General features: G+C 67.1%; 19 protein-coding genes and 2 pseudogenes. 14 read left to right on the top strand and 7 right to left on the bottom strand.

All coding sequences use genetic code 11. The features are described 5' to 3' along the window. A pseudogene (locus tag AB0H00_RS29245) lies at nt 1-388 on the top strand (hypothetical protein); the annotation flags it as partial. Between the two features lie 330 nt (nt 389-718). Here the strand turns inward: AB0H00_RS29245 and AB0H00_RS29240 are convergent. Further along, entirely contained in the window at nt 719-1,711 is a 993-nt protein-coding gene (locus tag AB0H00_RS29240) for an alpha/beta hydrolase (RefSeq protein ID WP_357272575.1), read from the bottom strand. A gap of 228 nt (nt 1,712-1,939) precedes the next feature. Here AB0H00_RS29240 and rfbA point away from each other — a divergent pair, with 228 nt between their 5' ends. Together rfbA and rfbC are read left to right on the top strand one after the other, a co-directional pair. Further along, nucleotides 1,940-2,812 carry a glucose-1-phosphate thymidylyltransferase RfbA gene (gene rfbA / locus AB0H00_RS29235; RefSeq protein WP_357272574.1) on the top strand — a complete coding sequence of 291 codons (873 nt, stop codon included), beginning with the start codon at nt 1,940-1,942 and terminating at the stop codon, nt 2,810-2,812. Between the two features lie 2 nt (nt 2,813-2,814). Beyond that, nucleotides 2,815-3,363 (top strand): dTDP-4-dehydrorhamnose 3,5-epimerase, encoded by a 549-nt coding sequence (gene rfbC, locus AB0H00_RS29230; protein WP_357272573.1) that lies wholly within the window; start codon nt 2,815-2,817, stop codon nt 3,361-3,363. Between the two features lie 23 nt (nt 3,364-3,386). Here rfbC and AB0H00_RS29225 read toward each other — a convergent pair whose 3' ends face one another. Continuing rightward, the gene (locus tag AB0H00_RS29225) at nt 3,387-4,856 is read right to left on the bottom strand and encodes an MFS transporter (protein WP_357272572.1); all 1,470 of its coding nucleotides are present in this window, start codon (nt 4,854-4,856) and stop codon (nt 3,387-3,389) included. 85 nt (nt 4,857-4,941) lie between these two features. On the opposite strand from AB0H00_RS29225, the gene AB0H00_RS29220 reads away from it, so the two are divergent. Further along, nucleotides 4,942-5,370: a MarR family transcriptional regulator gene (locus AB0H00_RS29220; protein WP_357272571.1), complete on the top strand. Its 429-nt coding sequence runs from the start codon at nt 4,942-4,944 to the stop codon at nt 5,368-5,370. Nucleotides 5,371-5,623: 253 nt separating this feature from the next. Here AB0H00_RS29220 and AB0H00_RS29215 read toward each other — a convergent pair whose 3' ends face one another. Beyond that, the gene (locus AB0H00_RS29215; RefSeq protein ID WP_357272570.1) at nt 5,624-6,223 is read right to left on the bottom strand and encodes a DUF4282 domain-containing protein; all 600 of its coding nucleotides are present in this window, start codon (nt 6,221-6,223) and stop codon (nt 5,624-5,626) included. 400 nt (nt 6,224-6,623) lie between these two features. On the opposite strand from AB0H00_RS29215, the gene AB0H00_RS29210 reads away from it, so the two are divergent. Next, nucleotides 6,624-7,103 (top strand): hypothetical protein, encoded by a 480-nt coding sequence (locus tag AB0H00_RS29210; protein WP_357272567.1) that lies wholly within the window; start codon nt 6,624-6,626, stop codon nt 7,101-7,103. Nucleotides 7,104-7,354: 251 nt separating this feature from the next. Beyond that, nucleotides 7,355-9,541 carry a molybdopterin-dependent oxidoreductase gene (locus AB0H00_RS29205; protein WP_357272565.1) on the top strand — a complete coding sequence of 729 codons (2,187 nt, stop codon included), beginning with the start codon at nt 7,355-7,357 and terminating at the stop codon, nt 9,539-9,541. 426 nt (nt 9,542-9,967) lie between these two features. Here AB0H00_RS29205 and AB0H00_RS29200 read toward each other — a convergent pair whose 3' ends face one another. Then, a complete protein-coding gene (locus AB0H00_RS29200; protein WP_357272563.1) occupies nt 9,968-10,420 on the bottom strand; it encodes a GtrA family protein in 453 nt (150 codons plus the stop codon). A gap of 45 nt (nt 10,421-10,465) precedes the next feature. Beyond that, a complete protein-coding gene (locus tag AB0H00_RS29195; protein WP_357272561.1) occupies nt 10,466-10,681 on the bottom strand; it encodes a hypothetical protein in 216 nt (71 codons plus the stop codon). A gap of 19 nt (nt 10,682-10,700) precedes the next feature. Here AB0H00_RS29195 and AB0H00_RS29190 point away from each other — a divergent pair, with 19 nt between their 5' ends. From AB0H00_RS29190 to AB0H00_RS29170, 5 genes are all read left to right on the top strand, one after another. Further along, the gene (locus AB0H00_RS29190; RefSeq protein WP_357272559.1) at nt 10,701-12,026 is read left to right on the top strand and encodes an FAD-binding oxidoreductase; all 1,326 of its coding nucleotides are present in this window, start codon (nt 10,701-10,703) and stop codon (nt 12,024-12,026) included. Continuing rightward, on the top strand, nt 12,023-12,784 hold the full coding sequence (locus AB0H00_RS29185; RefSeq protein WP_357272557.1) for a decaprenylphospho-beta-D-erythro-pentofuranosid-2-ulose 2-reductase: 762 nt from the start codon (nt 12,023-12,025) through the stop codon (nt 12,782-12,784). Before AB0H00_RS29190 ends, AB0H00_RS29185 begins: the two co-directional genes overlap by 4 nt. Nucleotides 12,785-13,118: 334 nt before the next feature. Beyond that, a complete protein-coding gene (locus AB0H00_RS29180; RefSeq protein WP_357272580.1) occupies nt 13,119-15,101 on the top strand; it encodes a galactan 5-O-arabinofuranosyltransferase in 1,983 nt (660 codons plus the stop codon). Nucleotides 15,102-15,250: 149 nt separating this feature from the next. Next, nucleotides 15,251-17,197 carry a glycosyl transferase gene (locus AB0H00_RS29175; protein ID WP_357272555.1) on the top strand — a complete coding sequence of 649 codons (1,947 nt, stop codon included), beginning with the start codon at nt 15,251-15,253 and terminating at the stop codon, nt 17,195-17,197. A 38-nt stretch (nt 17,198-17,235) separates the two neighbouring features. After that, on the top strand, nt 17,236-20,583 hold the full coding sequence (locus AB0H00_RS29170) for an arabinosyltransferase domain-containing protein (RefSeq protein WP_357272552.1): 3,348 nt from the start codon (nt 17,236-17,238) through the stop codon (nt 20,581-20,583). A 197-nt stretch (nt 20,584-20,780) separates the two neighbouring features. Here the strand turns inward: AB0H00_RS29170 and AB0H00_RS29165 are convergent, their stop codons facing one another. Together AB0H00_RS29165 and AB0H00_RS29160 are read right to left on the bottom strand one after the other, a co-directional pair. Beyond that, entirely contained in the window at nt 20,781-21,497 is a 717-nt protein-coding gene (locus tag AB0H00_RS29165; RefSeq protein WP_357272550.1) for a dihydrofolate reductase family protein, read from the bottom strand. Further along, nucleotides 21,494-22,816 (bottom strand): hypothetical protein, encoded by a 1,323-nt coding sequence (locus AB0H00_RS29160; protein ID WP_357272582.1) that lies wholly within the window; start codon nt 22,814-22,816, stop codon nt 21,494-21,496. Before AB0H00_RS29160 ends, AB0H00_RS29165 begins: the two co-directional genes overlap by 4 nt. On the opposite strand from AB0H00_RS29160, the gene galE reads away from it, so the two are divergent. From galE to AB0H00_RS29145, 3 genes and pseudogenes are all read left to right on the top strand, one after another. Further along, complete coding sequence (gene galE, locus AB0H00_RS29155) at nt 22,737-23,630, top strand: UDP-glucose 4-epimerase GalE (RefSeq protein WP_357272578.1); 894 nt, start codon at nt 22,737-22,739, stop codon at nt 23,628-23,630. The two genes, AB0H00_RS29160 and galE, sit on opposite strands and share 80 nt — an antisense overlap. 15 nt (nt 23,631-23,645) lie before the next feature. Then, nucleotides 23,646-23,774 (top strand): annotated as a pseudogene (locus AB0H00_RS29150) (winged helix-turn-helix transcriptional regulator); the annotation flags it as partial. A 91-nt stretch (nt 23,775-23,865) separates the two neighbouring features. Then, on the top strand, nt 23,866-24,024 hold the full coding sequence (locus AB0H00_RS29145; protein WP_357272548.1) for a hypothetical protein: 159 nt from the start codon (nt 23,866-23,868) through the stop codon (nt 24,022-24,024). Nucleotides 24,025-24,089 lie beyond the last annotated feature (65 nt).

Raw genomic sequence — 24,089 nt, 5'->3', positions numbered from 1 at the left:
GCACGCGACCTACAAGCCGGTCGCCCTCCCCTTCGAGGACAAGGCGCCGTGGAAGACCGAATACGACCGTGAGCAGGCCGCCTTCTCCCGCATGAAGGACACCATCGCGACCGGAGCCACCATCGGCACCATGATCGGCGGCCTCGGCGGCGGAGCCGTCGGCTGCGTCCTCGGCGGTATCGCCGGTGCGACCGTCGCCGCGGCGACCATCGTCGGCCTGTTCGGCGCGTTCATCCCGGCCGCCGCTATCGGCTGCCTCGGCGGCATCATCGCGGTCGGTGCCCTCGGCACCCTCGCCGGCCAGCTGCTGGTCACCGCCCCGGTCGCCATCGGCGCCGCGATCCAGTACTTCACGACGATCAACCAGCCGTTCGTCGCGCCGAAGTAAATGCCACAACTGAATTCGCACAACTGAACCAAGTCGGGAAACCCCGTCCGCGCAACAGCGTGGAGGGGGTTTCCCGCTTGTCCGAGCCATAATCGCCAGGTGAACAGTTGCTCTACCGCACAGGGACGCACAGTTATTGCTTCGTGATACCTCCCTCGCCGTAGAGCCACCAGTCGTAGTGAGGGCCGAGTATTTCGATTCGGACATTCATCAGGCGTGATTTCTGCGATCGAAGTGGCCGGAGGCGATCCCGCGATCGACCCGTCCGCACAGACGCGAGCCCCGTCCCGGCCGCTGCGGGGCGGGGCTCGCCTGGCCAGGCGGGACGGTTCACGCCGTCCGCGCCTGCTGTCCCTCCTCGATGCGGGAGCGCACGAACCGCGACACCCGCGCCAGTGCCGCCCTGCTCTCCGGCAGGTTCGGCGCGATGCTCATGAAAGCGTGCACCTGTCCACGCCAAAGCTCCAGCGCATTCGGCACGCCCGCCGCGGTGAGCCGCTGCGTCATCAGCTCGCAATCGAACCGCAGTACCTCGTCCTCGGCGGCGATCAACAGCACTGGCGGAAGCATGGACAACCCCGCGTTCACCGGTGACAGCAGCGGATCGAGCATGCCGCCCACCTCGGCTCCGATTCGCACCACCGCTTCCAACGCCGACAGCGGGATATACGGATCCCGCGTCACGTTCACGTAGCCCCGCTTCGCTGCGTAATCCAAGTCGAGCAAGGGGCTCAGTCCGACCAGCCCGGCCGGCGCGGACAGGCCTGACTCGATCGCGCGCAGCGCGGTCGCGAAGGCCAGATACCCGCCCGCGGAATCGCCCGCGAAGACGATCCGCGCCGGGTCCGCGCCGTGCCGCAGCAGCCAGCGGTAGGCGGTCATACAGTCCCGCACCGACTGGGTGATACGTCGGCCGGGCAGTTGGCGATACTCGACGTTGACCACCGGAAGCCCAGTGCGACGGGCCAGGCTCGCCGCGACCGGGCGGTGGCTGCGGGTGCTGCAGATCGCGAACCCTCCGCCGTGCATGTAGAGCACTGCGCCGTGCCGCAGCGCACGCGAGGCCCCGGCGGGACGAATGATCTCCAGATGGAAACCGTTGAGCGACACTTGCTCCCGGTCGACGCCACGTGGCCGGGGACGCAGCCCCGCCAGCCCGTGCACCGCCGCGGCGCCGATCGGAATAGTCGCCCTGGTGACCGGGACAGTTCGCAGCACCGGTCGCACCACACCCATGAAGGTCGCCAGCAGCAGGCGGGATTGTGCGCTCGGCCCCTCCGGATTCATCACAAGGCCGGGTTCGCCGACTTCGGTCGCTGGCATCGCGCACCTACCTAAACAACTGGCGCGCCGAGTCACGACCGGACCGGGGTACAGGCGAGCTGTCGGCGCTGACATCTCACACAGTGTCGTTCGACAAAACCACGCATAACGTGATCTACGCAACAGAATCGCCCGATCGGTACCGAAGCTAGACCCGCCGTAATCGAATCGAGCAGATCTCGGAACCTCGCCGAATCCCGGCGCGATGAGACTGGCAGACTCCAAGGCATGCGCGGAATCATTTTGGCGGGCGGCACCGGCTCCCGGCTGCACCCGATCACGCGCGGGGTGAGTAAGCAGCTGGTCCCGGTCTACGACAAACCCATGGTCTACTATCCCCTCTCCACGCTGATGCTCGCGGGAATCAGGGACATCCTGGTGATCACCACTCCGGAGGACGCCGCCGCATTCGCGCGGCTGCTCGGCGACGGCGCCCAGTTCGGCCTCGCACTCCAGTACGTGGTCCAGCCGGAGCCGGACGGGCTGGCCAAGGCCTTCGTCCTCGGTGCCGACCACATCGGCAGCGACTGCGCCGCACTCGTGCTCGGCGACAACATCTTCCACGGTCCGGGCCTGGGCACCAGCCTCAACCGCTTCGACCGGATCGACGGCGGCGCGGTATTCGCCTACTGGGTGTCGGACCCGACGGCCTACGGCGTCGTGGAATTCACCGAAGGCCGCGCGGTCTCCATCGAAGAGAAGCCGAAGGCGCCGCGCTCGAACTACGCCATTCCCGGGCTGTATTTCTACGACAACGACGTCGTGGAGATCGCCCGCTCGCTGCGTCCTTCGGCACGCGGCGAATACGAGATCACCGACATCAATCGCGCCTACCTGGAACAGGATCGGCTGCAGGTGGACGTGCTCGCCCGCGGCACCGCCTGGCTGGACACCGGCACCTTCGACTCGTTGCTGGACGCGGCCAACTATGTGCGCACCATCGAGGAGCGGCAGGGCCTGAAGATCGGCGTGCCGGAGGAGGTGGCCTGGCGGATGGGCTTCATCGACGACGAGCAGCTGCGGACCCTCGCCGAACCGCTTATCCGGTCCGGCTACGGCACCTACCTGCTCGACCTGCTCGAACGCGGACGGGATTGGTGAACATGGAGTTCAGGGAGCTCGCGGTGCCCGGCGCGTGGGTGATCACCCCACGCCAGCTCGGTGACGATCGCGGCATGTTCCTCGAGGGCTTCAAGGCCTCGGAGTTCGAGAAGGCGACCGGGCGGCCGTTCGACCTGAAGCAGGTCAACTGCTCGGTGTCCGCGGCAGGCGTGCTACGCGGCATCCACTACACCGAGGACCCGCCGGGTCAGGCGAAGTACGTGACCTGTGTGCGCGGCGCGTTTCTCGACGTGGTCGTCGATCTGCGCCGTGGCTCACCGACCTACGGCCGCTGGGACAGCGTGCTGCTCGACGACGTCCATCGGCGCTCGGTGTTCCTGTCCGAGGGGCTCGGGCACGCGATCCTCGCACTGGAGGACGGGTCGACGGTCACCTACCTGTGTTCGCTCGAGTACCAGCCCGAGTTCGACCGCGACATCGACGCCTTCGACGCCACGCTTGGCATCGAGTGGCCGGAGGCGGACCGCAACGGTAACAAACTCACCTTCATCCGCTCCGCCAAAGACACCGCAGCCCCGCCTTTTTCCTGAAACACCGAGCGCCAGCGGCCGGGTCAGCCGACGAGTTGCATCTCCTGCTCCCGTTCTTCGACCGCCCGCTGCTGTCTGCGGTACTTCGGCGCGAAGGCCAGCAGAGCGACGAGCGCGCCGACCAGGGAGACACCAGCGGCGAACTCCAGACCGGGTCGGTACGTGTCGAGCATCCCGGTCGCGGAGATGTCGGCGTGCGCACCGGAGGAAATGATCGCTGTGGTCACGGCGAGCACGATGGCCGCACCGACCTGCATGGAGGTTTGCAGTACGCCCGCCGCGAGGCCCTGCTCATCGTCATCGATGCCATTGGTGGCCTGGATGTTGATGGCCGGGAAGCCGACCCAGCCGATGCCGATGAGCAGCACCGCGGGCAGCAGCATCGTCAGGTAGGACGGCGCGGTGTCCAGCCGCAGGAACATCAGGTAGCCGACGGCCATGACAACCATGGTGACCGCGATGATCGGTCCGGTGCCGAACCGATCGACCAGCTTGTCGGAGAAGAACGCCGACAGCACGACCAGCAGGCCGACCGGCAGCAGCGCCATCGCCAGCTTCAGCGGCGACCAGCCCAGGGTGTCCTGCAGGTACAGCGTCACGATGAACTGCCAGCTGAAGTAGGAGCCCGCCACCGCGATAATCGCGAGGCTGGCCCGCACCAGAGAAGACTTGCGCAGGATGCCGAGACGCACCAGCGGGTAGCGCACCCGCTTCTCCACCGCGATGAACCCGCCGAACAGGGCCGCGACCGCGACGAACGAGCCGATGGTGCGTGCCGAGGCCCAGCCCGCGTCCGGCGCGGTGACCACGGTGTAGACCAGCAACAGCATGGCCGCGGTGGACAGCAGCGCACCGACGAGGTCGTGTCCGCCGCCCTCGGCGGGCTTGTCCTTCGGCACCAGCACATAGGCAGCGGCCAACGCGGCGAGTGCGATCGGCACTGGAAGCAGGAAAGTCCAGCGCCAGCCGACACCGGTCATCAGACCGCCGAACAGCAGCCCGGAGGAGTAACCGCCCGCGCCGAACACGGTGTAGATGGACAGCGCCTTGTTCCTTGCCGGTCCCTCCGCGAAGTTGGTGGTGATGATGGACAGTCCGGTCGGTGCGGTGAACGCGGCGGCGAGGCCCTTGACAAAACGGGTGAGTATCAGCAGCGGGCCAGAGGTCACCAGGCCGCCGGCCAGCGAGGCGACCGCGAAGACCGCCAGCGCGATGAGAAAGACCTTGCGGCGGCCGAGCAGGTCGGCGGTGCGTCCGCCGAGCAGCAGCAGGCCGCCGTAACCGAGAATGTAGCCGCTGATCAGCCACTGCAGGGTAGAGGTCGACAGATCGAGTTCCGCGCCGATGGACGGCAGCGCGACACCGATCATCGACACGTCGAGACCATCGAGGAACAGCACGATGCACAGCGTGATCAGCATGGCCCAAAGCCGGGTCGGCCATCTGGTCGGATCGGTCGCCTGGGCGGCCGAGAGCGTTGCTGGTGAAGTCATGCGGGGTACATTACATGCGCCTGCATTAAATGCCAACACATCTAATGCAGTTGCATGTACATGGCGCGACCACTAGGATGAGGCCATGTCGAAGCCGTCGACCATGGACACAGCCCGGCGCACCGTCGCGCCGACCGGGCTGGTTGAGGAGTGGCGTGAGCTGCTCGATCGGCACGCGGCGGTAAGTTGCGCACTCGAGAAAGCGCTACAGGGTCAGCATCGGATCGGGCTCAGCGAGTTCGAGACGCTGGATCGGCTGATCGACGCGAACTGCGGCGACTACCGCATGAGCGACCTGGCCAACGACATCTACCTGAGTCAGAGCGCGCTGTCACGGGCCGTGGCCCGGCTGGAGCGCGATGGACTGGTGCGGCGAACCATGTGTGCCGAAGACCGTCGCGCCGTGTTCGTCTGCCTCACCGAGAAGGGCCGCGAGGTCTACGAACAGGCCCTGCCGACCCACCGTGCCGTATTGAACGACACCTGGAAATTGCCCGGCCCGCCGAGGTGCTGACGCGTGCCGCGAGCATCTGGGTAAGGACACGACCAAGTCGGCCGAGATATCCGGATCACAGCGATCCGCGCGTACCGTCGATGCCCTTGCGTCCATCGGATCATGCGGAGCGGGTACGACCATCCCGCGGGAGACCTGGCGCGGTGCCGAATAGCCTTGCGGCACAGCAGAATTGACGTCGGTCACGGTAGCGTCGTATCAGGTTGCCGGGTAGAGTGCGCCGACATCCTTCCATGCGGCGCGGTTTCGCACGTTACCTGCGCGGGCCGCGCCTGCGGAAGCGCCAGAACTGCACAGCCCGAACGTCTTCGGAAAGCTGGTTGACCGGCTCGGCGACGTCGGACAACGCCTGGAACAGATCGTCGGCCAGTTCACTGATGTGTTCCACCTTGGTCGCGAGGCGGGACGCGTTGACAAGGAACTCGAGCATCAGGCGCACGGCCGCGGCGATGGCCAGACCGAGCGGAACCGCGATCACCGCGGCGAGCATGCCGAGCACCGCGGACTCCCGCCACATCGCGACGGTCACCGCGATCGGCCCAGCGAAGGCGAACACCAGCCCGAGGATGTATGCCAGCGGAAGCAGCGTGCGGGTGGCCGGGCGGTGGAACTGAACATCCAGCAGAGCGTGCGCCGCAGCCACACCCCAGAGCCGGAAGGCGCGCGGGCCCCGGAACGGCTCGGCGGTCCCCTCGTCGTCGACATCGCCGCGAGACAACCGCTTGGCCGCCGACTCTTTCCATGCGATCCAACGCGATTCGGCATCGTACTCCTCCGCGTCCGGCACCGCACTTCCCGTGGGCGCGCCGATGCCGTTGGATTCATCGCTCCTACCTCTGGATTCATCGCTCATGCTTTTACCTCGCTAGCGCTCGGCTCCACCATGATCGAGAACGCGGCTGTGCTCATCGTTCGCTCGCTCATGCCGAAATCCTCCCCGTTCGCATCGGCGCGATCCAGCTGGAAATGCGCGCGAACAGGAAGTTATCGCTCCTGCAACAACAGTCACACCATCCACAGCACTCTCGCAGCATCGGCACAGCGAGTGATCAGGTCGGAGGCCGAAAGTAGCTGCGTGGCAATAACTGCGAGCCACCTCGGGACACCAGGCGGTACGTGGTCGACCACGCCCAGAAATGAGACGTAGGCGACACTCGGGAAATTGTTTCGTAGATCGCGTAACGCTCCCGGCGTCTCCCGGCGATACGACCCATGAATGCAGGACCTAGATCTACTGGGGAATGGAGAAGACAGTGCGCACCACGTTTCCGACTTCCGTCTCGGCGGCCGACATGACCGCCGCAGCGCAGGACTACACCCAGCGCGGATGGACGGTCGCCGAAACGGCTAACGGTCTCAGCCTGATCACGGATGAAGACTTGTCCGCCATCGAGGTCACCGGCGAGCTGGCCGCCGAGGTCCGCCGCTTCTTGCGTGCGAACAACCTGTCCGGCCCGGTGATCGAGATCCCGGGCGCGGAGCGTCGCGAGATCCACCTGGTCACCGGCGTCCGCAAGGCCGCACTGGCGTTCGCGGCGTTGCGCGAGGCAGGCGCCACCGTCTACACCGACGGCGCCGGCATCTCCCTGCCACCCACCCAGCTCTCGGCCGGTTCGGCCTGCTGGGGAGTCGCTCCCGCCGAGGCCCGCTGGGTGCCGCCAGTCGTCGCGATCAGCGCCGCCGTGCGAGCCGCGACCACCGCGCACCCCGCGAAGCTCACCATCGCCTGCTGAAAACAGCGCGTTCGTGATCGAGTTCGCCTGCTGAACGCCGGCCCCGCCGCATCTACGACACAGCCGGGCGCCGTCCGCCGCGCCAAGCCGAGCGAAGGCGAGGCAACCAGCTGATCAGCCTGGTAATGACCGGTATCCGCGCCGACGCTCCGGACTCCCACCTCCGAAGCGCTCGGCGAGTACCGGTCGTTCGGCGTCGCGGATGTCGGTCGTTCTCTTTTCAGTTCCACCGCAAGGGCCCAAGATGAGGTATGGCACCGATCACAGAATCGCGCACTCTGCTGCGGACCTGCCCCCTCTGTGAGGCGGTCTGCGGACTCGAACTCACGCTGGACGCCGACAACCACGTGACCTCGGTCCGCGGCGATCGACAGGATCCCTTCAGCAAAGGCTTCCTCTGCCCCAAAGGAGCCAGCTTCGGCCACCTGGATGAGGACCCGGATCGGGTGACCGAACCACTGATCCGCGACCGCGCGTTGGGCACTTGGCGCACCGCGTCCTGGACCGAGGCCTTCGATCTCATCGCCGAGCGGTTCCCCTCGATCGTGGCCGAGCACGGAAATCACTCCGCCGGAGTGTATTTGGGCAACCCGAACGCGCACACCGTGGCGGGTGGCCTGTACGTGCCGATTCTGCTGCGCGCGTTGGGCACCAGGAATATCTACTCGGCGAGCACCGCAGATCAGATGCCCAAGCAGGTGTCCAGCGGGCTGATGTTCGGCGATCCGCTGACCGTTCCGGTGCCCGACCTGGACCGCACCGACTACCTGCTGATGCTCGGGGCGAACCCGCTGGAATCCAACGGTTCGCTGTGCACCGCACCAGACTTTCCCGGCAGGCTGAAGGCGCTGCGGCGCAGAGGTGGCCGCTTCGTCGTGGTGGATCCCCGGGAGACCCGCACCGCGAAGCTCGCCGACGAGCACCTGTTCATCCGTCCGGGCAGCGATGCGTATCTGTTGTTCGGCATCATACGCACATTGTTCGCGGAGAATCTGATCGACGTCCGGGTCGAGGTCACCGGACTGGATGAACTGCGCGCGGCCGCGACCGCATTCGATCCGGAGACGGTGGCGACGCGCACCGGCGTGCCCGCGCCGACTATCGTCCGGCTCGCCCGCGAGCTCGCCGCCGCGCCGACCGCGGCGGTCTACGCCCGAATGGGCACCTGCACAGCCGAATTCGGCACGATTACGCAGTGGCTCGTCGACGCGATCAACACGCTGACCGGGAATCTCGACACCCCCGGCGGTGCCATGTTCGCCAGCGCGGCGGCAGGCGGCATCGTGCGGACCAGACCGTTCCGCACCGGGCGCTGGACCAGCCGGGTCCGCGAACTGCCCGAGACCATGGGCGAGCTGCCGGTGGCGACGCTGGCCGACGAGATCACCACCCCCGGCGCGGGACAGATCCGCGCGCTGGTGACAGTGGCGGGGAATCCGGTGCTCTCGGCACCGAGCGGCGCGCGACTGGACGCCGCGTTCGCCCAGCTCGACTTCATGGTCAGCGTGGACCGGTACCTGAATGAAACCACCAGGCACGCCGATGTGATCTTGCCGCCGCCGCGCCCGACCCAGTCCGCGCACTACGACTTCGCGTTGCTGCAATTCGCCGTCCGAAACTACGCCCGCTATTCGCGCCCGCTGGTGCCGCTGGGCGACCGGCCGTCGGAGCCCGCGGTCCTCGCCCGTCTCGCCGCGGCGCTGACCGGCAGGCCGCACGACGGCTCCGACGGAGCCGACCCGCTCACCGCCGCGGACGAACTCGTCATCGCGGGTGCCCTGCGCAAGGCCGGGCTCGCGGACCGGCGCGCCGAGCTGATCGGCGAGAACAGCACCGAACAGCGCATCGACTCGATGCTGCGTCTCGGGCCGTATGGCGAATGGAATGGCGGCACGCTCAATCTCCAAGCGCTGCTGGACAATCCGCACGGCATCGATCTCGGCCCTTTGCAGCCACGCCTGCCCGGCATACTGCGCACGGTAACGAAGCAGGTGGACCTGGCGCCGCGGCCGCTACTCGCGGACGTCGTGCGGATGCGGGCCCGGCTCGCCGACGCCGCGCCGGATATCGTTCTGATCGGACGGCGCCAGCTGCGGTCCAACAACAGCTGGATGCACAACATCGCGCCACTGGTGAGCGGTTCCAATCGCTGCACATTGCACATCAACCCGGCCGATGTGGCGCGGCTCGGGCTCGGCGACCAGGCCGTGGTGAAATCCGCCGCGGGGACCCTGACGGTTCCGCTGGAGCCCACCGAGGCGATCATGCCGGGGGTGGTAAGCCTGCCGCACGGCTGGGGCCACACCGACAGCGCGCAAACGGTCGCCCGCGCCCATGCCGGGGTCAACGCCAACGTGCTCACCGACGACTCCGTGGTCGACATGCCCTCCGGCAACGCCGTATTCAACGGAGTACCGGTCACCCTGATCCCGACCTGAGCCACTATTCAGCGCACATGCACCACCGACCGGCTGGAGAAAACTCGGCCGGGGAGACCTTGGATTGCCACGGCTTCGGTGCGATCGCGGTCCGGTGTTGATCCTCGTGGAACCGGATTCCGGCGACCAGACGGAATACCTGCCCGGTACACGAGTGGCTTCCCTCCGCGAACCCGACTACGCCGAATTGCTGGCGCTCGGCACCGCGACCGAACCCATGCCGCGTGCGAACTACCGGATTGGAACGGTGTCCAAGACCGAGCGAGCGCTGCTACGACGACCGTCTGACCAGCGCCTGTCCACGAACCGGCTCACGTCCGAGCAACCGCCGCGCACGCGACGCAGCGCGAATCTCGGCCCACCACTCACGAAACCCCCGCTCACCGCACTACCACCCCGTCGGGTGCGAGCCTTACGAGTACGCGATCAGATCCTGAAGATCACCAGACGCTGGACGACGAAGTTGATCACGGTTGCGGTGCCCTGTGCGATGACGAATGCCAGCGGTTGCCGCCACCACACCTCGTCGAGCGAGTGGTACAGCACCGCGTTGATGCCGACCTGCACCGCGAAGGTGAGCGCGTAGAGCGCGATCACGGCGAGGAAGCGGATCCGGCTGGGCGGCGCCTGGAAGGTCCACCGGCGGTTGATCAGGTAGGCGGTGGTGGTGCCCGCGACGAAGCTGATCGACTTCGCGACGCTGACCGGAAGTCCGACCAGGTTGAGCAGGAGACTGTAGAGCCCGTAGTCGACGACAGCCGACAGCCCCCCGGTTACGGTGAAGCGGACGATCTGCGTCTTCAGGTCGACATCGGTACCGCCCGGCTCGTCGAGCAGCGGAAGCTCGACCGGAAGCGGCAGGTGGGGTTCGGCTTGCACGCCGACGAGCGTAGCGCCGACCGGGGCGGACACAGGGATCCGGTTCTAAACCGACGCGTACGTCACCACCGTGGGTTCGATGACGACGACCGGATGCGCCGTCATACCTGTAGCCTCTATGCCGATGTCCACGAAAGCTCCGACCGCCACCACGACAACCGGGAACGACAACGGCGCCGGCGTCACAACCGACGGCACCGCCGCAAGGAACGCGTCAGCGCTTCCGACGCGCACCCGCACGTTGACCGGGTGGGGTCGCACCGCACCAACCTCATCCGAAGTGCTCTCGACCAGCGATCCCGAATTGATCGCCAAGGCTGTGGCCATGGTCGCCGAGGACAATGACAGCAAGCCCGCCCACCTGCGCCGCGGCGTGATCGCGCGCGGCCTCGGCCGCTCCTATGGCGACCATGCCCAGAACGCGGGCGGCCTGGTCGTCGATATGACCGCACTGAACAACATCCATCGGATCGACCGTGACACACGGATCGTGGACGTGGATGGCGGCGTCAGCCTCGACCAGCTCATGAAGGCAGCGCTACCGTTCGGGCTGTGGGTGCCGGTGCTACCCGGCACGCGGCAGGTGACCATCGGCGGCGCCATCGCCTCCGACATCCACGGCAAGAACCACCACAGCGAGGGCAGCTTCGGCAACCACGTGCGCTCGATCGATTTGCTCACCGCCGACGGGCAGGTGCAGCACATCACGCCGAAGCGCAATGCCAAGCTGTTCTGGGCGACCGTCGGCGGCAACGGGCTCACCGGCATCATCCTGCGCGCGACAATCGAGATGGTGCCGACCGAAACCGCCTACTTCCTCAACGACGGCGTGAAGACCACGACCCTCGACGAGACGATCGCCGCGCACAGCGACGGCAGCGAGGCGAACTACACGTACTCGAGTGCGTGGTTCGACGTGATCAGCCCGCTTCCGAAGCTGGGAAGGGCCACCATCACGCGCGGCAGGCTGGCGAAGCTCGACGAGCTGCCCAAGCGACTGCAGCGCAAGCCGCTGAAGTTCGACGCCCCGCAGTTGATGACGGTGCCGGACATCTTCCCGAACTGGACCATGAACAAGCTGACACTCATGTCCATCGGCGAGGCGTATTACCGGATGGGCGGCAACTACACCGGCAAGGTGCAGAACCTGACACAGTTCTACCACCCGCTGGACATGATCGCGGAATGGAATCGCGGCTACGGCTCCAACGGCTTTCTGCAGTATCAGTTCGTGGTGCCGACCGAGGCGGTCGAGGAGTTCAAGCGGATCATCGTCGACATCCAGGCGTCTGGGCACTACTCGGCGCTGAATGTGTTCAAGCTTTTCGGTCCGGGTAACCAGGCTCCACTGAGCTTCCCGATGCCGGGCTGGAACATCTGCGTCGACTTCCCGATCAAGCCGGGCTTGAACGAACTGGTCGGCGAGCTGGACCGGCGGGTGCTCGAGTTCGGTGGGCGTCTGTACACCGCGAAGGACTCGCGGACCACGGCGGAGACGTTCCACCGGATGTACCCGCGGATCGACGAGTGGATCAAGATCCGCCGCAGTGTCGATCCCACAGGCGTTTTCATGTCCGATATGGCGAGAAGACTGGAGCTGCAGTGATCAATGCCGTTGGTAATCCCCAGTCGATTCTTCTGCTGGGTGGCACCTCGGAGATCGGCTTGGCAATCTGCGCGGAGTACCTGAGGAAGGGTTCGGCGCGCATCATCCTCGCGGCACTGCCGGGCGATCCGCTGCGCGAGGAAGCCGTTTCCCAGATGAAGGCGGCGGGCGCGAGCCAAGTCGAGGTCATCGATTTCGACGCGCTCGACACCGAGAGCCACCCGAAGGTCATCGAGGCGGCCTGGGACACCGGTGACGTGGACGTCGCCATCGTCGCGTTCGCCATCGACGGCGATCCGGAAGAACTGTGGCAGAACCAGCGCAAGGCCGTACTGGTCGCCGAAATCAACTACACCGCAGCGGTTTCCGTCGGCGTGCTGGTCGGCGAGAAGATGAAGGCGCAGGGCTTCGGGCGGATCATCGCCATGTCCTCCGTCGCCGGTGAACGAGTACGGCGCTCGAACTTCGTCTACGGGTCGACCAAGGCCGGCCTGGACGGTTTCTACCTCGGACTCGGCGAGGCGCTGCGCCCACACGGCCCGCGCGTGCTGGTGATCCGGCCGGGCATGGTGCGGACCAGGTTCTCGGCGCACGTCAAAGAGGCTCCGCTCACCATCGACAAGGAAGACATCGCGGTGCTGGCGGTCTCGGCCTCGCAGAAGGGCAAGAATCTGGTCTGGGCACCCGGGCCCTTCCGCTACGTGATGATGATCCTGCGGCACATCCCGCGGCCGATCTTCCGCAGACTGCCGATCTGATCCCTGCCATCGGACTCGGACCGAGGTGCCCGCGTGATCATCGATCACGCGGGCACCTATCGTCTGACGGAGTCGACCCCAGTGAATCCGGAGGCGCCATGCGAGTAATCGAGTGCGACGAGCACGTTCGCGGCCCGGCTCCCGCCCGAGCGACCGAAGCGCATGCGCCGCAGGCGCTGGTCTCGGTCAGTCGGACGCGGGCCGCGAGAGGGCCGCGAGCACACAGCGCCGCAATCAGCTACGGAACGGTCCGTTGACCACGGTGACCGCGCCCGGCGCGGCGCCGCCGCGCTCCGATGGTCCCGCACCAGCGCCGGGACGGCTGGCGTCGCTCATGCGACAGATCGCCTCCGGTGTCTGCGAGGCGGCGCTCGCGGCGCTGGTCGCCGCCGCGGTGGCCGCCGTCGGTCTGGTCGCGTTCTCGATGGTGCAGTGGCCCGCCTTCAACTCCTCGAACGTGACGCGTGCGCTCACCACGGTCGGGCAGGTCGTCGCGGCCGCGCTGCTGGCCGCGGCGATCGCCCTACTGCGGCTGCACAAGTGGCCGTGGATCGCGAAACTACTGTCCTGGGTGGGGCTTTCGACGTTCGTCACGGTCACCCTCGGCATGCCGCTTGCCGCGACCAAGCTGTATCTGTTCGGCGTGTCGGTGGACCAGGAGTTCCGCACCGAGTTCCTCACCCGGCTCACCGACTCCGCCGCGCTGCGCGACATGACGTACGCGGACCTGCCGCCGTACTACCCGTCGGGCTGGTTCTGGATCGGCGGGCGCGTGGCGAACCTGCTCGGGATGGACGGCTGGGAGGTGTTCAAGCCGTACGCGATCGGCTTCCTCGCGGTGGCCGCGGTCGTGGCACTCGTGCTGTGGTCCAAGCTGATTCGCGCGGACTGGGCCGTCGGCGTCGCCGCGGCGATCACCGCGGTCACCGTGGCCTACGCCGCCCCGGAGGCCTACAGCGCGGTCATCGTGATCCTGCTCCCGCCCGCGCTGGTTCTGGCCTGGGGCGCACTGTACCGGCCGCTGGAGAACGTCGGGGCCCGCACGACAGCGTCGGATGGCGATCAGGCGGCGCGAGTCAGCGGCACCGCCGGTGGCTGGGGCGCGGTCATCGGCACCGGCCTTTTCCTCGGTCTGGCGGCCACGTTCTACACTCTTTACTTCGGTGTCGCCGCGTTCGCGATCGGGCTGATGGGGCTGGTGGCGGCCGCCTTCGCGGTACGCGAACAGCACGTGGCCGATCATCCGAAGCGCGACCACGGCGGCGAGAGCACGAAGGGCTCGGCGTGGCGCGCCGCAGTGCCGCCGCTGGTGCGGCTGGTGGCGATCGGGGTGGTGGCCGGGCTGGTCGCGTTGATCGTGTGGACGCCATACCTGCTGAAGGCGCTGCGCGGCCCGACCGCCAGCTCCGGCACCGCACTGCACTACCTGCCCGAGTCCGGTGCGGAACTTCCGCTGCCGATGTTCGAGTTCTCCCTGCTCGGCGCGCTGTGCCTGCTCGGCACCGTGTGGCTGGTGCTGCGTGCGGCCTCGTCACGGCGGGCACAGGCGCTGGCGATCGGCGTACTGGCGATCTACCTCTGGACGCTGCTGTCCATGGTGGCGACCGCGGCGGGCACCACGCTGCTGTCGTTCCGGCTGGAGCCGATCCTGCTCGTGCTGCTCGCCGCAGCGGGCGCGTTCGGGTTCGTGGAGGGCGCGCGGGCGATCTATCAGGCGTTGAACGAACCCGGCCGGTTTCGCCTCACGGTGGTGGTCGTCGCCACCATCGGCGCGCTTGCGTTCACTCAGAACATTCCGCACATCCTCGCGGCAGAGATCACCACCGCATATACCGACACCGACGGCGACGGGAAGCGCGCCGACCAACGCGCCCCATCGGCGGTGTCGTTCTATCGCGAAGTGGACGCGGCACTGACGGCACAGACCGGCCGTCCGCGCTCGGACACGGTGGTGCTCACCGCGGACACCAGTTTCCTCTCCTTCTATCCCTACTTCGGCTTCCAAGCGCTCACCTCGCACTACGCCAACCCGCTCGCGGACTTCGCGGGCCGGGCGGCGACCATCGAGGCCTGGAGCAAGCTGAAGACGCCGGACGCGCTGCTGGACGCACTGGCAGCGAGCCCGTGGCGCGCGCCGGACGCGTTCCTGTTCCGGTCTACCGGCGATACCTACACGCTGCGACTGGCCAAGGATGTGTACCCGAACGACCCGAACGTGGCGCGCTACACGGTGAGCTTCCCGAAGAAGCTGTTGGCCGACCCGCGTTTCACCACCACCGATATCGGCCCGTTCACCCTCGTCACCGTTCACCGGTAAGCGTTTCCGGCAGGAAGCCGCGAATCCGTTGCTACATGAGGAGGTCGAAATCCGGAGACCATGGACGGACTCTCCGGTTGTCAGCCCACGCACGGCGTGGTTGGGTACGTTGGGCGGCTGATCCAGCGCTATAGAGGAGCGATTTGCAGGTGGAACGGGCACAGGACGTCGAAACTGCCGGGCAGGCGGCGTCGGCGGCGGGAGGGGTCGCGACCGAGGAAACGACACCGACCGGCGTGTTCGGCAGACCGCTGCACGCGCCGCCCAGGCGTCCGCTCCCGCGAATCCGATTCCACCGCATCGATCTGCTCGTCGCGACCGGGTATCTGGCGCTGGCTGCCACGGTGCTGTCGGGTCAGTGGCGCGATACGGATAGCGGGTACCTGATCAAGAGCGGTCAGGACCAGACGATGTGGGAATGGTTCTTCGCGGTGACCGCGCACTCGGTAGCGACCCTGCGCAACCCGCTCGGCACCGACCTGCAGAACTTCCCGGCCGGGGTGAACATGATGGCCAACACGGCCAGTTTCGGCGTCGGCGTTCCGCTGACCCCGGTCACCCTGCTCTTCGGGCCCACCGTCACATTCGTGCTCGTGCTCACCCTCGGGTTGGCCGGGACCGCGTTCGCCTGGTATCGGCTGTTCTCCCGCGAGCTCGTCGACTTGCGGGTGGCGGCCGGAATCGGTGGATTGTTCTGTGGGTTCGCCCCCGCGATGATCTCGCACGCCAGTGCGCACCCGAATTTCGTTGTGCTGGCTCTGCTTCCGATCATCGCCGGTCAGCTGATCCGGATGGCGCGGCGAGCACTTGTGAGGGAGCGAATCATCGATACCGCGCGCAGCGCGCATGACGGGGCCGAGCGCCAGCGAGGCGGGGTCATGAGTGGTTGGGATCGGCCGCGCAGGCGGGTCCGCGATGCCGTGGCGCTCGGCCTGCTCGTCGCACTGCAGATCGCGCTCGGCGAGGAGCCGCTGCTGATCTTCGCGCTGGCTTTCGGACTGTTCGCCCTCGTCTACTACTCGCACGCGCCGCGCACCGCCGGGCGCGTGTTGCGTGGGATCACCCCTACCGTGGCGCTTGCCGGGGTGATCACGATGATGCTTACCGAGATTCCTTTGTGGTGGCAATTCTTCGGACCGCAGAGCTATCGGTCGATCGACCACGGCCCGATGGGCAACGACGTCGACGCGCTGGTGCAGTTCCCGTCCGAATCGCTGGGTGGTGTGTTCTCCCCAGGCCAGAACGTAGCGATCAATCCGACCGAACAGAACGCGTACTTCGGATGGCCCCTGCTGCTCCTGGTCGTCATCACGGTGGCGCTGCTGTGGCGCGACCGGGTGGTGCGGGCCGCTGGCGCGGTGATCGCCGTGTTCGGCGTGCTTTCGCTGGGCGCGGTCGCCACGATCGGCAAGAAATCCACCGGCATCGAGCTGCCGTGGCGCTGGGCGGAACATGTGCCGCTGCTGAACACGGTGCTGGAGACCAGGCTGACGATGGCCGCGATCCCCGCCATCGCGGCGGTGCTCGCACTGGCCACCGAGCGGGCGGTCACGACGTGGAAGCAGTCCGCGGTCGACTGGAAGCCGCTGGCCTGGTTCGGTGTCCTCGCGTGCGCGCTGCTGCCGCTGACCCCCACCATCCTCCCGGTCACCAACCGGGCGCCGACGCCGGAGTTCTTCGCGGACAGGACGGTACGGCGGTACGTCACGGACGGTTCGGTGGTCATGGTTCCGCCACCGCGACCGCCAGACGCGCGGGCACTGCGCTGGCAGGCCGACGCCGACTTCGCATTCCCGCTCGCGGGGGGTTACTTCGTGGGGCCGACCGGCACGACGAAGAAGGGAATCTACGGCCCGGATACCCGCCCGACCACCGCGCTGCTGGTCAGCGCGCAGGACACCGGTGCGGTGCCGCCGATCGACGCTGACACACGCATGCTGGCGCTGGACGATCTGCGGTTCTGGCAGGCAGACGTGCTGGTGCTACCGGCGACCCCGAATGGTGATGTGCTGCGCGAAACCGTCACGCAGCTGCTCGGATACGCGCCGACCCGGGTCCAGGATGTCTGGCTGTGGGACGTTCACCCGCTGCGGTAGTCGCCGATCACAGTACGCGGTATATAGCATCAACCACCGTGCGACCGGACCGATCTCCTCGAGCGTTCACCCGTAACCGCCTGATCGCCCTCGTCTCCGGGTTTCTCGGATTCGTGCTGGCGCTGCTGACACCGCTGTTGCCGGTGCAGCAGGATCAGGCGACATTGGATTGGCCCCAGCCGGGCACCGCGAACGTCGAGGCGCCGCTGGTGTCCTACGAGCCACTGCGGTTGAGCGCGACGCTGCCCTGCGCGTTGGTTCGGGAGGCCGGGGCATCGGGCACGCTGCTCTCCACTGTTCCGGTGGCGTCCGGCCAGGCACCGACCAAAGGACTGGTGGTCTCGGTCGCCGACGGTGTGCTGTCGGTGGTGCTCCGCGACGTCCCGCTGCTGTCGGCGCCGCTGGCCGAGGTCGGCTCGTGTGCGACGCTCACCGTCGAGTCGAGCGCGGCCGCGACGACCGCGGAACTCACCGGGGTGTCCCGACAGGACGGCACGCCGTTCCGGTCCACGGTCGGCCGCGACATCCGGCCGCAGGTGGTCGGCGTATTCACCGACCTGGACGCCGGCCGGCTCGGCGGCGCGCAGTTGCACGCGGACATCGACTCGCGCTTCTCCTCGACGCCGGCAGGGCTGAAGCTGGCCGCGATGATCGCGGCCGCGGTGTTCACGCTGATCGCACTGGTCGCACTGCACCTGCTCGACACCAGCGACGGTCGCAGGCCGCGGCGGTTCCTGCCCGCGCACTGGTGGCGGGTCACGGTCCCGGACGCCGTCGTGCTCGGCACGCTGGCGTTGTGGCACTTCATCGGGGCCAATACCTCCGACGACGGCTACATCCTGAACATGGCGCGCGCATCCGGCCACGCAGGTTATATGGCGAACTACTACCGGTGGTTCGCGGTGCCCGAAGCTCCGTTCGGCTGGTCCTACGAGGTGCTGGCCTGGCTGACCAGGATCTCCGACGCCAGCCCGTGGATGCGGCTCCCGACGCTGGCCGCCGGTATCGTCTGCTGGCTGGTGATCAGTAGGGAGGTGCTGCCGCGGCTCGGCGCCCGCGTCCGCCGGAACAAGGTGGCGCTGTGGACGGCGGGGTTGGTGTTCCTGGCGTTCTGGCTGCCCTACGACAACGGCCTGCGCCCGGAGCCGCTGATCGCGGCGGGCGCACTACTCACCTGGTGCTCGATCGAACGCGCCATCGCTACCGGGCGCCTCCTGCCCGCCGCCGTCGCCGTGCTGATCGCCGCTTTCTCGCTCGCGGCGGGACCGACCGGCCTCATCTGCATCGCGGCGCTGATCGCGGGCTCGCGGCCGGTGCTGCTGATCATCATCAAGCGGGCGCGCGGCGCCATCCCGGCGCGGACCGGCCCGGATGCCGACGCGGCGGCCGCCGGTTCCGTCGAGGCCGACGCGGCGGTGAACGCCACAGCGGGCGCGCGGCGGCCGTCCTTCACCACGACCGTCTTCCGGTTCGCCGCGTTGCTCGCGCCGGGACTGGCCGCGGGAACGCTGGTCCTTGTAGTGATCTTCGCCGACCAGACCTTGTCGACGGTGCTGGAGGCGACCAGGGTGCGCACGATCGTCGGCCCGAACGTGGCATGGTTCGATGAGCGCACCCGCTGGGATTCGCTGCTGATGCTCTCGCCGGACGGCTCGCTGGCGCGGCGGTTCGGTGTGCTGGTCATGCTGCTGTGCCTGCTGGTCTGCGTGCTGCAGGTGCTGCGAAAGGGACGCATTCCAGGCACCTCGCGCGGACCGTCGGTGCGCATTCTCGGCATCGTGTTCGCGTCGCTGTTCCTGATGATGTTCACGCCGACCAAATGGACCCACCACTTCGGCGTCTATGCCGGGCTTGCCGGGTCGCTCGCCGCGCTCGCGGCGGTCGCGGTGGGCAGCACCGGCATCCGCTCACCGCGCAACCGCGCGCTGTTCGGGGCCGCGGTGCTCTTCCTGCTCGCGGTGACCTTTACCGGCTCGAACGGCTGGTGGTACGTCTCGAGCTACGGCGTGCCATGGTGGGACAAGGCTCCGCTGATCGCGGGCAAGGGATTGTCCACGCTGTTCCTCGGACTCAGCGGGGTGGCCCTGCTTGCGGCCGTCTGGCAGCACTACCGCGAGCCGTACCGGCGCGAGAGCGTCTCGGCGCCACGGCATTTCGACCGGTGGTCCTCGGCGCCGCTGACCATCGCCGCCGCCCTTCTGGTGCTGTTCGAGGTCGCCTCGCTGGCCAAGGCCGCGGCAACGCAGTATCCCGCGTACTCGATTACCAAGTCGAATCTGCAATCGCTGCGCGGTGATTCGTGCGCGATGGCGAACGAGGTGCTGGTGGAGACCGATACCGCGGACTCGCTGCTGCAGCCCTATTCCGGCTCCGCGGCGGATGGATTAGCCGCCCAGAACAAAGGATTCACGCCGAACGGGGTCGCGCGCGACCTCACCGCCGACGCCGAGGAGACGGTCAGCGGCGGCGCGAACTCGGTGGAAAAGGACTCGGAGAACAAGACCACCAAGACCACCGGCGCGGGTACCGGAGGCGGCACCACCACGCAGGCGGGCATCAACGGAAGCACCGTCGCGCTGCCGTTCGGGCTCGACCCGGCCAAAACCCCGGTCCTCGGCAGTTATCAGGAGGGCGAGCAGCAGCAGGCCGGGTTGACCACGCAGTGGTACCGACTCGACCTGACCGACAGCATGCGCAACGACCCCGCCTACCAGGTTCTGTCGATCACCGCGGCGGGCCGCATCCGGACGGTCGACGCGGACGGCGTGCTCACCTACGGCCAGGAACTGCATCTCGAATACGGCGTCCGCGGCGCGGACGGCGAGGTCCGCACGCTCGGATCGATCGACCCGCTGGACATCGGTCCGGCACCGTCCTGGCGCAACCTACGGGTACCGCTGGACCGCTTGCCGGCCGAGGTGAACGCGGTGCGGCTGGTCGCGGTCGACAACGACATCACCCAGAAGCAGTGGCTGGCCGTCACGCCGCCCAGGCTGCCCAAGTTGGCCAGGCTGAATTCCGTGGTCGGCTCCCAGGAGCCGGTGCTGCTGGACTGGCACGTCGGCCTGGCTTTCCCCTGCCAGCGTCCGTTCAACCACAAAGACGGTGTCGCCGAGATCCCCGGCTGGCGCATTCTGCCCGACCGGGTCGGCTCCGACGCCTCCAACGCCTGGCAGGACGACATCGGCGGCGGACCACTCGGCTGGACCGGCCTGCTGCTGAAGTCGCAGACCATACCCAGCTACCTCGGCCACGACTGGGCGCGAGACTGGGGCTCGCTGGAGAAGTTCACGCCCTACGATCCGAACGCCAGACCCGCCACCGTCAATGTCACCGTCGACACCCGCACCGGGCTGGCGACCGACGATCCGATCCGGGTCCGCTGACGAGCAGGCGGGGTGCACGAATCGTGCGCCCCGCCCTGCTGTTCCGGTTCAGTTCTCGGCGAGGTCAAGGCACGAGTGCCAGACGACCCCGGACGCCGTCGACCGTTTCTATGTGATCGCCATCGGAGTCAACGGCACGGTATCGGTCGACTACAGGGTGAGATCGCCGACGGCGACCCGCGCGACGATGACTCGACTCATCCAGTGGTGGCGGTCAAGGTCGATCCCCCGTCGATCTGCTTCGGCCGGTAACGCAGCAGGGCGACGTCACCGATCTGGGTGACGTCGAGCAGGTGCATCCTGCGGGAGGGTCCGCCCGGGAATGTCGCGGGGTTCACGAACCGCGGTGCGTCCGAGTCGCCGACGAGGTTGGGGCCGATCGCGACGTGCAGCTCATCGGCGAGCCCGGCCGACAGAAACCCGGTGTGCATGTGGCTGCCGCCTTCGACCATGAGCCGGTCGACACCGCGGGCTCCGAGGTCGTCGAGCAGCGCACCGAAATCGACTGCTGTGCCGAGTAGTACGACATCGGCGAGTGTTGTGAGCCGGTCGGCCAGCGTCTCCGCGCCCGCCGCTGTGGTGTAGACGACCGGCTTCTGCTGCTCGGTACCGTGGTGCCAGAACTTCGCGGCTGGATCGAGGTTCCCGCTTGCGGTGACCGTCACTTTCAGTGGCTGCGCCGGCTTTCCAGCCGCGACGCGTTGCGCTTGTCGCGCTTCACTTTTCACGATCAGACGCGGGTTGTCACTCCGCAGCGTCTCGGCGCCGACCAGGATCGCGTCCGAGTCCGCGCGCACCTGGTCCACCCTGTCGAAATCGTCAGCGTTAGACAGCAACAATCGTTCGGGGCTCGTGTCGTCGATATAGCCGTCAACGCTGACTGCCACCGACAGCAATACGAACGGTCGGGTCATGCGACGACTTCCCACTGTTTAGCCGCCGCACGGAACTCGACAATCTCGGTCCGGGCGCTCGCTGGGTCCAGCAGGTCGTTGAGCTGGCGAATGTTGTGCAGGATTCGCTCCGATCCCGTGCTGACGCCAACCTGCATCGCGGCCTGACCCAGTTGTGCAGCGGGCTCGGCCTCGCCGGCCTTGGCATAAGCAACCGCTTGGCGCGCGATATACACAGCTTGGTCGCGGGTGAAGCCCGACCGCATATTGTTGATCGCGGCGCCGAACTGGTCGATCGCGTTTCGGTAGTCACCGAGTGCTGCTCGTCCGTGCGCCTGGTGAACGTCGATATACGCGTTATCGAGGAAGAATCCCCACGTTGGATCAACGTTCGCATCGTGGGCGAGAGCCCGCGCCCTGTCGAAAGCGCGTTCGCTAGTTGCACGATCACCCGATAGCGCCGAGCCGTAACCAGCGAAAGTCGCAGCGACAGCACCGAACCGGGTACCAGGCGGTGCGGCCCGCTCGGCTGCCTCGGCCAGCTCGAGCGCTTCGGTGCCGTCGCCCATATCGTTTGCGATCTGAGCCTTCCGTATGAGCGTCGCCGCTATGAAGTAGTCGTCACCGAACTGGTGCGACCACGTCAACGCGCGATCCGTCCAGTACTGAGCGCGCTCCCACGAACGGCAATCCTGATGCAGCCACGCAGTGGTCTCCGCATACAGGATCCGCATGCGCTGCAGCGCGGTCGGACCACCAACGCCAGCACGCCCGAGCTGACCCATCCTCTCGATGCCCTGTTCCATCAGCGGGATCACATCACGCGATCCGTACAGGTTGTCGCTCTCGATGAGGGACAGGCGCAGCTTGCGAAAGTGTTCTACGTGGTCGATCTGGGGGGTGTTTGCAAGGACGGCCGCGGGCTTGACGCCGACGGCCGCAGCTAGCGCGCCTACCCCGATACCGGTGACTACTGTGCGACGTGGGAGTGACACGAGGACGACCTCTCCAGCGGCGGTCCGGGCGGGCACCCTGACTTGATCAAGTTCATCAACACCCAGCGCGACCGATGGAAGCCGACCGCGGGTGTCGTTCGCCAGCGTAACCGCTCTGGGCAAACGTGGATCGGCTTCGTTGGGGCCTTCAGGCTCGCTGCCCATAGCCCGCGCGAACCTCGCCGCGACGCAATTTGGTGCGTCCTCGAGTGCCCTTTCGAGTAGGCGCTGGCTGGATCCGCGCAGGCGCGCGTCCGCGCTTGTCGTGGTCGACGACCTCTCCCGCAGCGATGATCGGCAGATTCCAGACGGTGCAAAGTTCATCGAACTGCGCGTGCACGACATCGCGGAAGTCCTCACCCCCGGGGCCGGGTTCGACGCGGTCCTGCACTTCGCCGGGCTCATCGCCGCGGGCGAGTCGATGCATCATCCCGAATGGCACTGGGACAACAACACGCGTGCCTCGCTGGCCCTGCTCGACGCAATGCGCGCCGCCCAGGTCAACAAGCTCGTGTTCTCCTCCACCGCCGCCGTCTACGGCGAACCGACCGAGCTGCCTCTGGTCGAGACCTCACCGACCAACCCGGTCAACACATACGGAGACACCAAACTCGCCATCGACCGCGCAATTGCCTCATTCACGCGCGCCAGCGAGACCTTCGGCGCTATCTCGCTGCGCTATTTCAACGGCGCCGGTGCACACGACTGTGGCGACGGCACCATGATCGGCGAACGCCATGACCCCGAAACCCACCTCATCCCCCTGGCGCTGGACGCCGCGATCGGCCGCGCGGACAAGTTCAGCCTGTTCGGAGACGACTACCTGACAGCCGACGGGACATGCGTACGCGACTACATCCACATCACCGACCTCGCCCGCGCGCACTTGCTCGCCCTGGATGTCATCCACCCAGGCGAGCACAAGATCTACAACCTCGGCAACGGCATCGGGTTCTCGAATCGCCAAGTGATCGAAGCGATTCGTGAAGTCACGGGCATGCCGTTCGATGTCGAGACCGCGCCGCGGCGGCCGGGCGACCCGGCAACACTGTACGCGTCATCGGAGCTGGCACAGACCGAACTCGGATGGAAACCGGAGAAGCTGGACATCGTCGACATAGTGCGCGACGCTTGGCGATTCCACCAGCAATCGAGTTAGACCGCGGAGGTTCCGCTCCGCGTCGACTACGAACTCACCCCGCTCGGGCACAGCCTGCAGCCGGTCATGAGCGCCGTCAAAGCGTGGGCCGAGAAGCGGATGGACGACGTCCTCGCGGCGCGGGCGCGCTACGACGGCGCCTAGCACCAAACCGGTTGTACGGTATGCAAAAGTGCTCCCACCTGTGGTGATGCAATGCAGGACGAATCACTGAACGCGTCGTAATCTGAGCACCATGACCACGGCATTCGATGATATGGATCTGCGCGATCTTGTCGGACTGCTCAACGAGGAGGAACAACGGGAGCTGCGGCCTGCGGTGCTGCGCGTGCTCAACCGCCTCCCCTCGCAAGAGGTGCTCCGGCGCGAACTCGGTCTTCGACTGAAGGTGTGAGCGCCCGGTTTCGCACCGGTGCAAATGGCAGGGCCGCCGCGCAGGGTTGTTACCTGCGCGGCGGC

The sequence above is a fragment of the Nocardia sp. NPDC023852 genome (assembly GCF_040639505.1).
GTDB lineage: Bacteria > Actinomycetota > Actinomycetes > Mycobacteriales > Mycobacteriaceae > Nocardia.
The sequence above is the reverse complement of the archived record's forward strand: the minus strand, read 5'-3'. Positions and strand labels throughout refer to the sequence as shown.